This window comes from Kitasatospora sp. NPDC001159 (assembly GCF_053598235.1).
The window spans coordinates 65,877-80,982 of record NZ_JBSFJV010000033.1 but is presented as its reverse complement, the minus strand read 5'-3'; the positions used below and the strand labels follow the sequence as shown (position 1 = coordinate 80,982).

The window sequence follows — 15,106 nt, the reverse complement described above, 5'->3', positions numbered from 1 at the left end:
GGCGGCGTCGGCCGGGTGATCCTGACGGCACCGCGCGGGCTGGTGGCGCTGCCCGTCAACTACCGGGTGCTGGACGCCACCATCCTGTACCGCACTGCCGAGGACGGCACCCTGGCCCGGGACACCTGGATGCGCATCCGGCCCAGCGGGATCAGCGGCCGGATCATCCTCCCGGAAGGCCCCCCGATCATCGACTCCGCATAGGCAAGGAACGACCGACATGAACCCGAAACCGCACATCCTCGTGGTCGGCGGCGGCTTCGCCGGACTGGAGACGGCCTTCGGGCTGCGCCATCTGCTCGGCGACCGGGTCCGGCTCTCGCTCGCCGCCGACCGGGAGGACTTCCTGTTCAAGCCCAACACCGTCTACCTGCCGTTCGGCGCCGACGAGGACCCGCTCCACATCCACCTGCCCGGACCGCTGTTCCGCCGCCACATCGTCTTCCACCAGGGCACGGTGGCTGACGTCGATCCGGACGCCCTGGCGGTGGACCTCACCGACGGCACCCGGCTGCGCGGTGACTTCCTGGTCCTCGCCACCGGCGCCGCGATGCGCCCGCAGGAGGTGCCCGGCCTGGCCGAGCATGCCCAGGCGGTGTGGACTCCCCGCCAGATGCGCTCGCTGGGGCATCGCTTCCAGGAGCTCAAGGAGGTCGCCGAGGCCCGGCAGCACCGCCGGGTGTTGTTCCTCGTCCCGCCGAACAACAAGTGCGCCGGGCCGCTGTACGAGATCGCGTTCATGCTGGACACCTGGTTGCGCCGGGCGAACCTGCGGCCGTACGTCGACCTGACCTGGACCACCTACGAGTCCGGCTACATCCAGGCCTTCGGCCCGCGGCTGCACCACGTGGTGGAGCAGGAGTTCGCGGCCCGGGGCATCGAGGGACACACCTCGGCCGTGGTGGAGAAGGTTGGCCACGACGAGGTCCGCTACGCCGACGGCTCCGTCCGCCCGTACGACCTGCTCGTCGCCTTCCCGCCGTACGTATCCGCCGTCGACTACCAGCAACTGCCGCACGACGAACGGGGGTTCCTGCACACCCACGCGGACACCCGGCAGGTGCGCGGGCACCCGAGGATCTACGCGCCGGGCGACGCGGGGGACTTCCCGGTGAAGCAGGCCTTCCTGGCCTTTCTCCAGGCCGACGCCGTCAGCCAGCACATCTGCACCGTGGTCGACCCCCAACTGCTGTCCCGGCCAAGGCCGTTCGAACCGATCAGCATGTGTGTGATGGAGATGCTGGACAAGGCAACCTTCGCCCAGGTGCCGCTGGAGGAGACCGGCGACCCGGCTCGGCCCGTACGTGTGGCGGCCGACGCCGGCGACGCCTACCGCGTCGGCACCTCCCCGCTCTGGCGCCTCGGCAAGAAGGCCCTCGGCCTCTACCTGCCCGTCCGGTTCCGCGCCGGCCGTCCGTTCCACGGCGGGCGCCCCTGGCAGGCCATGGAGTTCGCCCTCAAGGGCATGTCGCGCACCCTGGCCTCCTGACGGCTCGGATCCCCACGCGTGCCCCGTGCGGCCGCAGGGTTCCGGACCCGCTGGGGTCGGTTCGGCGCCCGGTCAGCGGCGGTCCCGGTAGTAGTCGCGCCACCCGAGGCGGTAGACCCTGTCCAGCGGGGGACGGACCGAACCCCCGGGATGAAGGGCACCAGGACCAGCCCGAGAGTGTCCGGCAGCAGCTTCTCCGGCGGCAGCCTCCTGACAGCGTAGCGCCGCCGGCGACCTGCGCGACCGGGCTGGCCGGACCACCGTGTCCGCATGCTCACCTCCGATCCGGCGGCCCCGGCGGGTGGCCGCCGGGGCCGCCGGGGTGCGGGTCGTTGACAAAGCCGGGGGCACGATGGTCACCCCGCCCTCAGCGAGCCGCTGCAACGCCCGGTGCACATGCTGCTTGCCGGCCGGGTCCCGATGGAACAGCAGACGGGCTCCTCCCCGACAGCAGGCCCGGGCCCGACGACCGGCCGGACGCAGAGCGCGACGGCTCCGGCTCAGGGGTCCGCGGCGAATGGACTGGGATGCGGGTCAGTAGTAGTGGCGACGTCCACCGACGGAGTGCCCGACGGCTCCGGCCACCCACAGGACGAGGCCGATGAGGAGCAGGATGACGCCGATGGTCCACAGGACCGGAATCCCGATGACGAAGCCCACAATGAGCAGGATGACGCCGAGCACGATCACGATGTCCTCCCTGAGGGTGACGGTGACGGTTGACGGGAGGTGCCGGCTGCGGCGCGCTCGGCGCCGCCGCCGCCCCTGGGCGGTGGAGCCGTCACTTCTCCGGCCGGGCCCATAAGCCGCGTCTACCGCCCCACGGGCCCGGTAAACCCCTGACCGGCCCCCGAAAGTCATCCGGCCGAGGGGACGGGATCGCCGGTGAACAGGGCGCGGCGTTCCTCCTCGGCCAGCCCGCCCCGGACGCCGTACGGCTCCCGCACGGCAAGCGCGTGACGGCGGCACTCCACCCGGACCTCGCAGCCGCCGCAGTCGACCGCTCCTCAGCGACGGTGGCGGCCCCTGCGCCGACGGGCGGCCGGGGCCACGCCCGGCGCCGGGAGGAACAGCCGGGCCACCTCGCGGCCGAGGTTCACGCCGATGGCGAGGGCCATCGCCGTCGCCGTGGCGCGCCCGAGGCCGCTGAGCCCCGTCTCGGGTTCGCCCCGGACGAAGGCGACCAGCCCGAAGTACAGCAGCGACCCGGGCAGCAGCGGCCCCAGCGCGGCGGTGACGAACGGCAGTGCAGAGCTTCCCCGGTACCGGGCCATGAGCTGGCCGGACAGGCCCACCAGCACCGCGGCGAGGCCGGTGGCCATGATGGGCTCCCCACCGGCGTCGACCAGCACGGCGTACGTCGACCAGCCCGCCCCGCTGTTGACCAGGACGCCCGGCAGCGTGCCCGGCTCGGTGTTGAGCAGCACCGCGAAGGTCAGGGCGAGCAGGATCGCCGCCGCCAGCTGGAGCGGCGGGTTCGACGACGATGCCGAAACGCCCTGGGCCGCCAGGTCGGCACCGTTGTTGACGCCGACGTAGAGCACGGTCATCACCCCGACGACCACGCCCGCCATCAGGTACAGCACTTCCAGCAGCCGCGCGGCGGCGGTGAGGTAGAAGCCCGCGAGGCCGTCCTGCACCGCCGCCACCATGGGCCATCCGGGCAGGAGCGCGTACAGCCCCCCGGTGATCACCTCCGGCCCGCGCAGGTGCAGCCGGTTGAAGGACATCAGGATGCCGACCACCGCGGCCGGGGTCGCGGCCGTCGCGATCCGGTAGAACTTCGGCAGGTCATGGCGACCGACCAGCGCCGACAGCCGGTCGCCCGCCATGGCCGTGACGACGGCGCTGACGAACACCAGCCAGGCCCGGGCGTCGGCCCGGCCGCCGAGCAGCATCGCCGCGGCGCCGGCCAGCAGGCCGGAGGAGAGGACCAGCGCCCAGGCGGGGTAGCGGCGGCAGTGCCGGCGAACCGCCCTCAGCCGCAGGTGGGCGTCGTTCACGCGAAGTCCGCCGACGGTGATCTCGGTGACCAGCCGGAAGAGCGCCGCCAGCCGCGCGTAGTCCCCGGTAGGGTGGCGCACGGACCTCTCGGCCGTCGTCGGTGGCCCGTCGGGGCCCTGCTGGTAGGAGATCGCCACCCGGGTGAAGGTGACCTGGGGATCGCAGGGCTGGGCCCGGTAGGTCCGCACGACGGCGAGCATGGCCGCCTCGACGTCCTCCGCGGCCTCGCCGCAGGCCAGCATCAGCTCACCCACCAGCAGTGCCAGGTCCAGGACGGCGGCCACCTCGGCGGGCCCCGGCTCGTCCGCGCCGGTTACCGCGCGGTCACCGACCAGCGGACGGGCGGTGGTCGGGGTGCGCAACAGCGGCAGCATCAGGTCGGGCCAGTGGGCTGCGGCGTCCATGTCGGCGCTCTCGCTCCGCGCCCCGGATGCACCGGTGTCCTGCCGGGGCGCCGTCGGCCTTCCGGGCGGCCGCCCAAGGGTGGGGTCGGCCTCCTGGGCCTCACCGGACCGTCCCTGCGGCGGCACGCGTCGGCCGGCCGAACCCTCCGCCTCGGCCCGCACACCGAACCGCTCGTGTTCCGGCATCATCGCTCCCCGCACCACCCCCCGCCCTGCTACTCTTCGCACCTGCTTGACTACCCGTAGCCATCAATTCGTGAACGTCACGCCCGGAGTGCGGCGGACCGTTCGCGCCCGCCGTCCGGGTACGGCCGGGCACCGGGCGCTGGTGGGATCACCTGAAGACCAGCTCAGGCGGGTGGGCGGAGCCGGCAGCCGACCGCCGCCCGCGGGTCTCAGACGGGCCGCTCCCGGGCGAGCCGGTAGTGCCGCGGGTCGGCGATGCCGTGCAGGTCCTCGGCGATGAGCGAGCGGTCGTCGCCGCCCAGGAGCTGGAGGCGCCGCAGTTCGCGCACCGGGCGCAGCCCGAAGGAGTCGCCAGCTCCAGGTCGAGCCGACCCTCCGTACGGGCGAACGACCAGCGGCGGGTGACCTCGCCCTGCAGTCCTGCCAGGTGGGTGCCCGTCAGGTGGCCGCCCTCGACGGAGTCGTCCGGTACCGCGGCGTCCGCCGAGGAGGCGAGTTCCAGCTCCATGGGACTCGCCGTACTGGGCGTCACAGCGGCCGGGCGCCACCACCGCGCCGCCCGCCCGGTCCCACCCGGGGCCGTCACCGGGCCGCGCGTCGGCGGGACGGGTGCCCAGCAGCCGGTGGACCGCAGCGTCCACCTCCGGGGCGTCACTGCCGGGCGACAGCTGCTCCACCGGCCCCTCGTGTCCTGCCGGCACCCTCACGGTGCAGCGGCCGCGGACCGGTGCCGCCGGACTCGTTCCGTCCGGCGGCACCAGCAAGGGTGGTGCGACGTCAGCCCTGGCAGAGGCCGCGGGTGTAGTCGTACGTCGCGGCGGCCTGGGAGTACTGCCACTGCGGGGCGAGCAGCTGGTCGTTGAGCTGCGTCGCGGCGGTGCGGTTCTCGACGAGGTAGCCGAAGTCCTGCAGCCAGGCCGGGTAGAGGTTCTTGGAGCCGATGAAGAAGGCGGATCCGTCGACCGAGACCAGCTTGTGGTGCAGCGCGTAGGGGTGGCCGTCGGCCCAGGTGGAGGTGGGGGCGGCGCGGAACGGGGCGAGCTGGAGATTCTGGCACATCGTCGTCTTCGCCTGGGCCGGGTCGCCGAGGCGGGCGGTGAGGCGGGCGGCGAGGGTGTCGCTGATCTCGTTCAGGGACTTGATCTGCGAGTAGCCGCCGCTGCCGACCGTGCCCCGGTTTCCGGGGTCGCTGACCACGATGCGGACCTTCACGCCGTCGGCGAGCTTGCCCGCGAGCAGGTCGAAGAGCCGTACGTCGTAGCGGGGCATCGGCGGACAGGTGCCGGTGACGTCCTGCTGGGAGATGTCGATGCGGCTGTCCGCGCTCGCGATCAGCGCGCGCAGGGCGTTCTCCTCCGGGTTGACCGTCTCGTAGTCACGGTCGCCGTTGGTGTTGTCGTGCAGGCCGATCGGGCCGCACTTGACGTCGTCGGCGACGGGCGCCGGGCCCGGGTGGTAGTCGGAGGCGGGGTCGTTGTCGCGGATCCCGACGCCCAGGCCCCCGACGGCTATCACCGACTGGCCGCCGGTGGCGGGCACCCGGTCGGCCGGCGGGTTGAGGCGCTGCTCCAGGTCGGGGGTGCAGGCCGCACCGTTGGAGGCGGCGAACCAGGCAGCCGAGAACGTCCCGGTGTTGCGGCAGGTCCAGTCCCACAGGGTGTCCAGGTAGGAACCGGCGGAGCCGGCGGCCGGACCGGTCAGCGCGAGGTCGACGTCGGTGACCGGGTGGGCGGTGTCGAGGTAATCGTTCTTCCAGTTGTTGATCCCGCCGGCGATGACGCTCCGCCCGTCGACGACCAGCAGCTTGGAGTGGTTCCAGGAGAACGCGGTCTTGGCGGTGGTCATCGAGGCGACCTCGAGGGTCACGCTCCCGGCGGCGCGACCGAGCTTCGCCACCAGTTCGTCCCGGTACTTGGACGGCAGCGCGGTGATGTTGTACAGCGGCGCGGCCCCGGCAAGGATCCGCACGTGCGGCTTGTTCCCGGCGGCCACCGACGCCTTGAGGCCGTCCACGATGGCGTTCTGGAACGCGCCGTCCGGGAACGGCGCGAGGGTCGAGATGTCGACGGTGCGGGTGGCGTGCGAGATGTTCTCGCGCATCTTGTCGAGCAGCCGGCGGGTGCCGGTGCGCTCGGTGCAGGAGGGGTCGCCCCAGCAGCCGGGGGTCTGCAGCAGCCAGCCGCCCGGATCGTCGGCCGGCGCGTCGAGCCGGTTGCCCGCCGTGCGCTGCCACACCGTCCCTTCCAGGCCGGGCGACACCTGACGCAGCGTCTGCTCCACCGCGTCCAGGTGCGGGGTGGCGTCGGTTTGCCCGGCAGCGGCCGGGGCGGGAGCCGGATCGGCGAACGCGGGGGCGACGGGCAGCACGCAGACGGCGGTGGCGAGGGCCAGCACGGAACCGGCGAGACGGCGGCCGGAACGGCGGGGCTGGTGATCGAGCACGTACAAGTCCTTCATGAGAGGCCGGTGACATTCACTCGGATGACACTATTAAATTACCCTAAGGTAACCTGAGGTAATGTCAGGACCTCATCAAGAAGGACGCCGTCGCTCCGGGCCGGGCTGGTGAGAATCTGAGCGCCGACTCCCACGCCGACGACGACCGGGCAGCCGTCGCCGCCCGACCGTTACCGGGGGAACAACGGGTTCGAGATCCCGGTCCCCCTGCACGGACAGCCGCGCCGCGACGGCCGGGCGGCGGTGAAGCGCGTCCGGGGTGCCCTCGAACCGCTGCGCAGGCGCGGGGACTTCCGGGTCGAGAGCACCCGTGCCGCCCTCGCCGACCTCGGGTACGAGGCGGGGAAGGTGACGGTGAACCAGGACGGCAGCGGCGTCGGCTTCCTCATCGACGCCACCTCGCCCGGCTGCGCCTGGAGGGCGCGATGCACCGGACCGCCACCGAGGCGGACGCCTTGGCCGGCTGTCCGGACCACACCGGCTGCGACGTTCCCCGTGGCGGGCACCGGGCTCAGCCGGTGACCTCCACCGTGACGTCGTACGTGCGCTGCTCGGGCCCGCAGTTGAGGGCCTCGCCGCAGATGGTGCGGGAGGCGGTGAGGTGGGCGGTGCCGGGCGTGCGGGCGGCGAAGGTGGTGGTGACGGTGCCGCAGCCCCCGCCCGGGCGGCAGGAGGGGGACGGGGAGGTGGCGGGGGAACCGGCCGGGGCGACGATGTCGGGGGCGGAGCTGGTGGCGGCGGACCAGTAGGTGCTGTGTAGGTCCACGGAGACGGTCGCGCCGACGGCGACCTTGAGGGTGGTGCGGTTGGCCTGTTCGTCCGCGGTGACCGCGGCCGGCGTGGTCGCGGGCACCAAGGCGGTGGAGGCCGGGGCGGAGGAGGCCGTCGTGGTGCCGGTCGAGCCGCAGCCGGCCAGGGCCAGCAGGGCGGCGGCGCAGGTCAGGGCGAGGGTGGTGGGTCTTCTCAGGTTCACAGTGGTTTCCTTGTGCCGTGTTGGAGGGTGTCGATTCGACGCGTCGGAGGCCGGATCGGATCCCTTCGAACCAAAAAACCGCACCGGGGCGGGCCCAAGGCCCACCCCGGTGCGTTCGGCGCGTCGATCGTCAGGAGACGGTCACGTCGTCGTAGTAGGTGTAGGTCGGGTCACCCGCGTAGTTGTCGTCGTGGTTGCTCAGGGTGAGCGTGTACGAGTGACCCGGGGTGACGGCCGCGGTCTGGTTGGTCCAGGTCGCGGTGGCGGCGCAGGTCTTGGCGAGGACCGTGGTGGTCGTGCCGGTGGTGTTGTCCTTCAGTGTGGCGGTGGCCCAGTCGTAGGTCACCGTGTCCGGGCAGGTGTTGCTGTACCAGAAGGACAGCGTGCGGGAGCCGGTCGGCGCGGTGAAGGTCTGCGCGATCGAGGAGTCACCGGTCGGGTTGGTGGAGCCGACCATGGCACCGTAGCTGCCGCTGTGGGCGGCGGCCGTGGTGGCCGAGGCGGAGCCGGCGGCGGTCCAGCCGGTCAGGCTGCCGGCCTCGAAGTCACCGTTGGTGACGGCGCTGCCGCCGCCCGAGGTGGAGGACTCGGTCCAGGTGAAGGTGGTGTTGCCGGCGGCGCCGGTGGTGTCGGTCGCGGTGACCGTCACGCTGGACGTGCCGGCGGCGGTCGGCGTGCCGGAGATCAGGCCGGTCGAGGAGTTGATCGACAGGCCGGCGGGCAGGCCGGTGGCCGAGTAGGTCAGGGTCTGACCGGAGGCCGAGTCGCTGGCGCTGACCTGCAGGCTGGCCGCGGTGCCGACGGTACCGGTCTGGTTGCCCGGGTTGGTCACGGTGACCGTGTTGCCGTGGGTCAGGATGGTGTGCGAGATCGCGCAGGAGTTGGTGTCGTTCGACCAGCTGGCCTGTTCGGCGAAGGAGCCGTAGGAGCCGAACGAGACGTTCGCGGCGCCGCCGGTGCTGCCGGGCTTGATCCAGGCGCACTCGTCGGAGTTCTCCTGGCCGTTGTACGAGCTGCCGGTCACGTGGTTGGTCCAGCCACCGGCCGGGTTCTGGTCGGACATCATCTCGTGCCACTCGTGGCCGAGGGTCATCGTCCAGCCGTCCAGCGTGCCGGGCGAGTTGACGAAGCCGACGCCGCAGTTGCTGCCCTGGTCGATGTTGTACGGCTGGTTGGAGAAGGCGATGTCACCGTAGGGCGAGGTGGCCGCGCCACCGGTGAGGGTGGTGTCGCCGTTCCAGTCGTGCCAGGCGCAGTACCCGGTGGTGGGGTTCTGGTAGTCGTCCGGGTTGGTGCCGTGCGGCGACAGGATGATGTAGTAGGCGTCGCGGTTGGCGGCGGCCGTGGTGTTGCCGAAGTGGCCGGCGGCCTTGACGGCCTCCTGGGCGAGCTGGTTGCCGCTGGCCTGGCTGGGCGAGGCGGCCGCGTTGTCGTACCAGACACCGGACAGCACGCCACCGCTCTGGTACGGGATGAAGTTGGCGTTCGACGGGCAGCTGACCGCGCCGGAGGCGACGTTGGGGCCGTCGCACCACTGGGTCAGGTCGGCCGACCAGGTCTCACCGTTGGTGCCGATGCCCTTGAACATCTGCTGGGTGGCACCGGCGGCGCCGGCCGAGTCGCCGGAGAACTTCGCGTTCCCGTTGGCGTCGGTGGTCTGGGTGCCCCACTGGTTGCCGTAGAAGACCAGGTAGACCTTGGAGTGGCCGCTCTGCACGCCGATGCCGTCGACGCCGCCGCCGTAGGACAGCGTCTGCTGGCCGGTGGCCGCGGCCTGGTTCTGCGCGGCGAGCCACTTCTTGTAGTTCTCGTGCTGCTTCATGCCCGGCACCGCGCCGTGGCGGTACTGGTGCCCGTTCTGCGGGTTCCAGGGGTTGAACTCGTTGGCGGTGCTGCCCGAGGAGCTGGATATGTCCTGCGCGGCGGCCGGTCCGGCCGCGCCGACGAGCCCTGCGGCGGCGAGCGCGAATGACGCGATTCCGGTGAGCGCCGCGTACTTCGCGCGCCGCATACTGCGGGAGTGACCCATGGGGTGAGGGTGCCTCTCTGGTAACCGATCGCCCGAACGGCTGGGGGGCCGCGGACGATCCCTTTGTGGGGAAGGGAGCTGACGGCGAATTCAACCGACCGCCAAATCCGGCCTCGTGTTCCGACACCCGGAATTGACTGCCCGTTGACTGAGGGCCGCCTGCTGGGCATGAAGGAAAGCAGAGCTGATGAACGCGGGTCAACGGCGAGGGGTAAGGAATCATTAAGAATGGACGTCAGGGCAGGCGAGGCCCGTGGTGGGCAGTGAAGTTGACGCGTGTAGCCATTCACTGAATAGCGGTCAGAACACAGTTTTCCCATTCAGTGAAACGTCGCATCCTCAACATTTTCGACATGGACCGTGAACGGCCTTCGACGCGCCGACGCGCGGCAGCGTCGCCGTCGGGAAAAGGCGCTGCCACAACCGCCGTCGCCAAGGCGGGACAGGTCAGTTCGGCTGCGAAGCCCCGTTCGACGCCTCACTCCACCCCTACTGCATCGGATGGCCCTCGACGGGGTTCGGCGGGAGACTGGCCGTAGGGGGCGAGGCACGGTTGGAGCGCAGCGATGGTAGAAAGGCGGACCCTCGCCGAGGTGATCGCCGCCGACGGGCCGCTGCCGCCGCGCCAGGCGGCCCGGGTCGGCGCCCAGATCCCGGCCCCGCTGGTCCGGGGGCACCGGTCGGGGCTGGTGCACGGGGCCGTCGAGCCGGGCCGGGTGGTGCTGGGGCGGGGACGGGCGGTGCTCAGCGCGTTCGCGGCCGGTCCGTTGGACGCCTCCCCCGAGTACCGGGCGCCCAAGCGGCTCGCGGGCCGTCCGCCCGGCCCCGAGGCGGATCTGTGGTCACTCGGCGCCACGCTCTACACGGCAGTGGAGGCCGACCGCCGGCGGAGCAGCCACCCGCGCCGCGTCGGGCCGGGCCGCTCGCACCGGTCATCCAGTCGCTGCTGCGGACGGACCCGGCGCAGCGGCCGGGCGCCGAGTGAGGCCATCGGGGGAGTGCCGAAAGCCGATCGCTCGGGTTCGGTGCGGTGCGCGCCCCAAGGGCCGCGCGCCATCGGCCTGGTGCCGACGCTGTCGAGGGGCCCTCGCAGCGCTTCGAGGTCGACGCGTCCGCCCGTGACATCCCGGTAGCGGACGCGTCGCCACCTCCCTTCCTCCAGGGCTTCCCCCTCGCGCGCGATCGCCGACAAGAAGCGGGCCGACGATCGATCCGGAGCTCCTTGCCTACCTCGCGCACTACGTGCCCGGTTCGAGCAGCGAGTGAAGCCCCCGATAGTTCACGCCGGGGCGCGGCGGATGGTGAGCATGTCCTGGGTGTGGCCGATGGCGTAGCTGCCGTCGGGCTGGGTGAAGTGCTCGCGGACGTAGGCGGTGAGGGTGGCGCGGGTGGGGCGGGGGTCGAGGGTGGCGAGGTCGGCGACGTTGACCATGAACTCGGCGACGTCGACGGCCTCGTTGAGGCGGGGCGTGCGGTAGTGGAGGGCGAGGGTTTCCAGGGCGTACCCGTGCGAGGGCTGTTGGACGCGGAGGCGGTCCCGGAGGGGGCGAAGGTCGTAGCGGACGCCGGTGAAGTGGGCGGCCATCCGCATGCAGGGGCTGTCGGGGTTCTGCAGGACGATCAGGAGGGTGCCGCCGGGGGCCGTCCAGTCGAGGGCCCGGGTGACGGTGGGGAGCCAGTCGGCTTCCGGGACGTAGTAGAGCACGTGCGAGAGGTGGACCAGGTCGGCCGGCTCGGGCGGCTGGGCCCGGTCGATCGGTTCCGGGAGGACGAGGGCCTCGGGGCAGGTGGTGCGGAGCTTCTCGCGCATGGCGGCGCTGGGCTCGATGGCGATCACGCGGTCGAAGTGCCGGGCCAGGTGAGCGGTGGTGCGTCCGTCACCGGCGCCCATGTCGAGCAGGACGCGGCGGTGCGGGAGGGCGTCCGCGATCTCGCTCAGCCGGGCGTGGGTGCGGGGCTTCTCGTCCGTTCCGGCGAGGAAGAGTTCGAAGGCCCTGCGGTAGTCGGCGCCCGAGACGTCGAGCACTCGGACCGGAACGGTGTCGGTGGCCAGGGGTTCCATCGGTCTCCATGTGGTGTGCGGGCCCGGCAGCGGGCTTCATTGCATCGGGTCGAGGCCCCGGCGAGGTGCAGGCACGTTCCTGCCCGTGTGTCGCGCCGCGCGATCTGACCGCACTTCGTCAACTCCCTGAACGGCAACTTCACCTGGCGGGGTGGTTAGCCTCCACCATTCCGTAGGTAGTCGAACCGCCCCTTCCGATCAGCCTGGTACGAATACGGAGCGAAGGAGATCCGGTAGGCGGGGGCGCGGTTACGGCGGCGCTGCCGGAGTGGCGCGGGAGGGAGACGGGGAACGGATGAAGGCACGTGCGGGAGTCCGGACCGTAGCTGTGGCCGGGGTGGAGTTCGGGTGGGGCAGCTCGGGGAAGTTGAGCGCGGTGCTCTCCGCCCTGCGCGACCGCGGCGGAGGGAAACTCAGATTCGTCGGGCTGGCCTCGGGGCTGGGGCGGCCGGTGCTGACCGGGCAGCCGGTGGAGCGCTGGTTCGACCTGCCGGAGGGTGAGTCGGGCGAGGAACTCGGGCGGATCGTCCGGGCGCAGCGTGTGCAGGCGGCGCTGGTGGTGCTGGACGGGCGGCTGGCCAAGGCGCTGCGGGCGTGCGGGGTGCCGGTGGTGTTCGTGGACAGCCTGCCGTTCCTCTGGACGGAGGGCGACCGGCCCGACCTCCCGCTGGACACCGAGGTGTACTGCGCCCAGCGCTGCGTGGATCTGCCGCCGGAAGGCGCCGGGGTGTTGGCGGCCGCACCCCGCCTACGCTGGGTGGATGCGGTGATCGCCGACGGCGGAGTCACCCGTCGTGCCGCGCCGACGCAGCGCCACCGCAGCGCCCTGATCAGTCTCGGCGGGCTGCGCGCGCCCCAACTCGCCGACTGGGCCAGCTATCCGCGCATCGTGCTGCCGGCAGCGCTGGAGGCCCTGACCGCGAGCGGGGTCACCGCGGTGCACATCGCGGGGAACCTGCCCGCCTGGCTGGCCGCGCAGTTGGTGGACTCCTGCCTGCACCCGGCCGTCACCACCGTGGGCGCGCTCCCGCACGAGGACTTCCTGCGTCGCCTCGCCGAGTGCGATGTGCTGCTCACCTCCCCCGGGCTGACCACGCTGCTGGAGGCGGGGCGACTCGGGACCCCGACGCTCTGTCTGCCGCCGCAGAACCTGAGCCAGATCTTCAACGGCCGCTTCCACAGCCAGGCGCTCGGTGTCGAGGCCCGCACCCCCTGGCCCACGGCGGTGTTCGCCGAGGACGAGGCGCTCGCGCTACGCGCCCACGGCGAGGGGAAGTCCCTCGACCTGATCTACGGCGGGATCACCCGGGCCGCCGACCTGGACCGGCAGCGGACGGCAACGGCCGTACGGGTAGGCCTCGTCGAGAAGCTCAGACACCTGGCCGCTGAGCCGGGCATCGACTGGACGGCGCTGACCACGGCGGTCGGCACCGACGGCGCGGCGCAGGTCGCCGACGCCCTGGTCGAACTCCTGGGGGCCACCGCCCCCGCCCGCTGATGTACCCGCCGCGCTGTGCCGTGCAACCGAGCGAGCAACAGTGCAACCGACGAACCGGTCCCCGACGAAACGGTCCCAGGTGTCCTCGTGTCCTCCACCACGCACCCGCGCCTCCGCTACCTGTTCATCCGTATCCTCGAAGCCTGCAACGCCGACTGCTTCATGTGCGACTTCGCACTGTCCCGCGACACCTTCCGCTTCTCCCCCGCCGACTTCGCCGAGTTGCTGCCGAAGGCCCGCGCCGCCGGGGTGGCGTACGTCCGCTTCACCGGCGGCGAGCCGCTGATGCACCCGAAGGTCGTGGAGCTGGTCAGGGCCGGCACCGAGGCCGGGATGATGATGTCGGTCATCACCAACGGCTCCCTCCTGCCCAAGCACGCCAAGGACCTGGCGGCGGCCGGGCTGGCCCAGGTGATCGTCAGCCTGGACGGCGCCTCGGCCGAGACCCACGACACCTACCGCCGCTCCCCCGGCATGTTCGAGGCCGGTCTGCGCGGGCTGCGGCTCGCCGCCGAACTCGGCGTGCTGCCGCGGGTCAACACCGTGGTCGGGCCGCACAACTACGCCGAGATGCCCGAACTCCAACGGGTGTTGACCGAGGCCGGCGTGCGCCAGTGGGAGCTGTCAGCGCTCAAGCTAGACCGCACCATCCGCTACCCCGACCCGGAGCACGTACGCGCCGTCTGCGACCCGCTGTACGCGGCCGACCCGGCAAGCCTCCTGGTCCCGATGGGCAAGCGCTTCTACGGGGACACGCCCGAGGAGCAGTGGCAGTACTTCGAGGATTCGACCCCGCCTCGGGCCTCGCTGCCGCTCTGCCACGTCACCGACGACGTGATCTACATCGACGGCAAGCGCGGCCGGATGCACGCCTGCAGCTGCATCCCGCACCGGGACGACGCCGACGGGCCCGGCGGCGCGCCGATCCGTGAGAGCGGGGTCATCCTGCTGGACACCCCCGCCTTCCGGGCGCACGTCGACTACTTCCGGGAGCGCGGCCCGCAGGTGTGCAGCGGCTGCTCGACCACGGCGGCGGGGTACAGCGACGACGTCGCCCGGCTCGGGACGGTGACGCCGTGGCAGTACTGACCAACCGGGCGACCGTCCTGCTCGCCTGCCGCGAGGAGCAGTTGGACTCCCTGCTGGCCCTGCGCCGGATCGCCGCCCACCTCGGTGACCTGCCCCGGTTCGACGACCCGCCCCGCCTCGACGACCTACCCAGGCTCGGCGCCGCCAACGCCGAGCGGCCGGCGGCTGCCCTGGTCTGCGACGACGAGGCGGTCACCGCGCGGCTCACCCGCCTCGGTGTTCCGGTGCTGCACCTGTCCTCGGCCCTGCCCGAGGCCCCGGCGACCGACCCAGCCGAAGGCCTGCTCACCCGCGCCCACTGGCCCGGCTGGCTGGACCGCCCGCCCGGCATCCGCCCCACCGGCCTGCTCGCCCCCGCCCGGCTGGCCCGCAACCGCGACCGTCGGGGCACCCTGCTGCTGATCTCCCTCTGGGGTCTCCCCGCGACGGAGACCGAGGCATTCACCAGCCGCCGGCTCCCCGCCCTGGTCGGGGAGGCCGTCCGCCGCACCGGCTCCTGCACCGTCATCTGCGACACCTCCCTCGACCAGGTCCGCGCAGCCACCGCCGACCTGCCCGACACCACCACCGTCCGCGCCGCCGACACCGATGTCGACGCCCGGCACGCCGAGGCCGAACTCCTGCTCGCCTCCCCCACCATGGCCGCCCTCGCGCTGGCCCGCGCCCGCCGCGCCCCGCTCGCCTTCCTGCCCCCGCACGGCCCCGCGCAACGCGCCCTGGCCGAACGGATCGCCCGCCTCGTCCCGGTCCCCACGGCCGACCCCTCTGACCCGACCTGCTGGGAGCCGCCGCCGGCCGAGGTCCAGTGGGCCGGTCTCGGCCCGGAGCTGGACGACCTGCGCGGCGCCCAGGCCCTCGCCCGTACCGTCCGCCAACTGCTGCTCGCGCCGCTGTAGTCGCCCGTCGACCGCCCCC

The 15,106-nt window shown here is 72.4% G+C and carries 10 protein-coding genes and 2 pseudogenes; 5 read left to right on the top strand and 7 right to left on the bottom strand.

Annotated elements, in window-relative coordinates; translation table 11 throughout:
* Nucleotides 1-204, top strand: a pseudogene (locus tag ACWC9T_RS19165) (hypothetical protein); the annotation flags it as partial.
* Nucleotides 205-220: 16 nt separating this feature from the next.
* Complete coding sequence (locus ACWC9T_RS19160; RefSeq protein WP_449822219.1) at nt 221-1,489, top strand: NAD(P)/FAD-dependent oxidoreductase; 1,269 nt, start codon at nt 221-223, stop codon at nt 1,487-1,489.
* Between the two features lie 534 nt (nt 1,490-2,023).
* On the opposite strand, the gene ACWC9T_RS19155 is transcribed toward ACWC9T_RS19160, so the two are convergent.
* The 7 genes and pseudogenes from ACWC9T_RS19155 to ACWC9T_RS19125 all read right to left on the bottom strand — a co-directional run bounded on the left by ACWC9T_RS19155 (nt 2,024) and on the right by ACWC9T_RS19125 (nt 11,604).
* On the bottom strand, nt 2,024-2,179 hold the full coding sequence (locus ACWC9T_RS19155; protein ID WP_449822218.1) for a DUF6131 family protein: 156 nt from the start codon (nt 2,177-2,179) through the stop codon (nt 2,024-2,026).
* A 167-nt stretch (nt 2,180-2,346) separates the two neighbouring features.
* Nucleotides 2,347-2,484 (bottom strand): annotated as a pseudogene (locus tag ACWC9T_RS19150) (WhiB family transcriptional regulator); the annotation flags it as partial.
* A 12-nt stretch (nt 2,485-2,496) separates the two neighbouring features.
* Nucleotides 2,497-3,897, bottom strand: a complete 1,401-nt coding sequence (locus ACWC9T_RS19145) for a threonine/serine ThrE exporter family protein (protein ID WP_449822217.1) — start codon at nt 3,895-3,897, stop codon at nt 2,497-2,499.
* A gap of 963 nt (nt 3,898-4,860) precedes the next feature.
* Nucleotides 4,861-6,525, bottom strand: coding sequence for a phospholipase D-like domain-containing protein (locus ACWC9T_RS19140; protein WP_449822216.1), 1,665 nt, complete (start codon nt 6,523-6,525; stop codon nt 4,861-4,863).
* A 526-nt stretch (nt 6,526-7,051) separates the two neighbouring features.
* On the bottom strand, nt 7,052-7,513 hold the full coding sequence (locus ACWC9T_RS19135) for a hypothetical protein (RefSeq protein WP_449822215.1): 462 nt from the start codon (nt 7,511-7,513) through the stop codon (nt 7,052-7,054).
* A gap of 130 nt (nt 7,514-7,643) precedes the next feature.
* Entirely contained in the window at nt 7,644-9,542 is a 1,899-nt protein-coding gene (locus ACWC9T_RS19130; protein WP_449822214.1) for a putative Ig domain-containing protein, read from the bottom strand.
* Between the two features lie 1,279 nt (nt 9,543-10,821).
* The gene (locus ACWC9T_RS19125; protein ID WP_449822213.1) at nt 10,822-11,604 is read right to left on the bottom strand and encodes a class I SAM-dependent methyltransferase; all 783 of its coding nucleotides are present in this window, start codon (nt 11,602-11,604) and stop codon (nt 10,822-10,824) included.
* A 295-nt stretch (nt 11,605-11,899) separates the two neighbouring features.
* On the opposite strand from ACWC9T_RS19125, the gene ACWC9T_RS19120 reads away from it, so the two are divergent.
* The 3 genes from ACWC9T_RS19120 to blsF all read left to right on the top strand — a co-directional run bounded on the left by ACWC9T_RS19120 (nt 11,900) and on the right by blsF (nt 15,087).
* The gene (locus tag ACWC9T_RS19120; protein WP_449822212.1) at nt 11,900-13,102 is read left to right on the top strand and encodes a hydroxymethylcytosylglucuronate/cytosylglucuronate synthase; all 1,203 of its coding nucleotides are present in this window, start codon (nt 11,900-11,902) and stop codon (nt 13,100-13,102) included.
* Nucleotides 13,103-13,189: 87 nt separating this feature from the next.
* Nucleotides 13,190-14,191, top strand: coding sequence for a cytosylglucuronate decarboxylase (gene blsE, locus ACWC9T_RS19115; protein WP_449822211.1), 1,002 nt, complete (start codon nt 13,190-13,192; stop codon nt 14,189-14,191).
* Nucleotides 14,179-15,087: a CGA synthase-related protein gene (blsF, locus tag ACWC9T_RS19110; RefSeq protein WP_449822210.1), complete on the top strand. Its 909-nt coding sequence runs from the start codon at nt 14,179-14,181 to the stop codon at nt 15,085-15,087. The genes blsE and blsF overlap by 13 nt, the downstream gene beginning before the upstream one ends.
* The last annotated feature ends 19 nt before the right edge of the window (nt 15,088-15,106 follow it).

Coding starts and splice junctions, on each gene's coding strand:
- ACWC9T_RS19130 (WP_449822214.1), bottom strand. CDS start 9,542: ATGGGTCACTCCCGCAGTATGCGGCGCGCGAAGTACGCGGCGCTCACC.
- ACWC9T_RS19160 (WP_449822219.1), top strand. CDS start 221: ATGAACCCGAAACCGCACATCCTCGTGGTCGGCGGCGGCTTCGCCGGA.
- ACWC9T_RS19120 (WP_449822212.1), top strand. CDS start 11,900: ATGAAGGCACGTGCGGGAGTCCGGACCGTAGCTGTGGCCGGGGTGGAG.
- ACWC9T_RS19125 (WP_449822213.1), bottom strand. CDS start 11,604: ATGGAACCCCTGGCCACCGACACCGTTCCGGTCCGAGTGCTCGACGTC.
- ACWC9T_RS19145 (WP_449822217.1), bottom strand. CDS start 3,897: ATGGACGCCGCAGCCCACTGGCCCGACCTGATGCTGCCGCTGTTGCGC.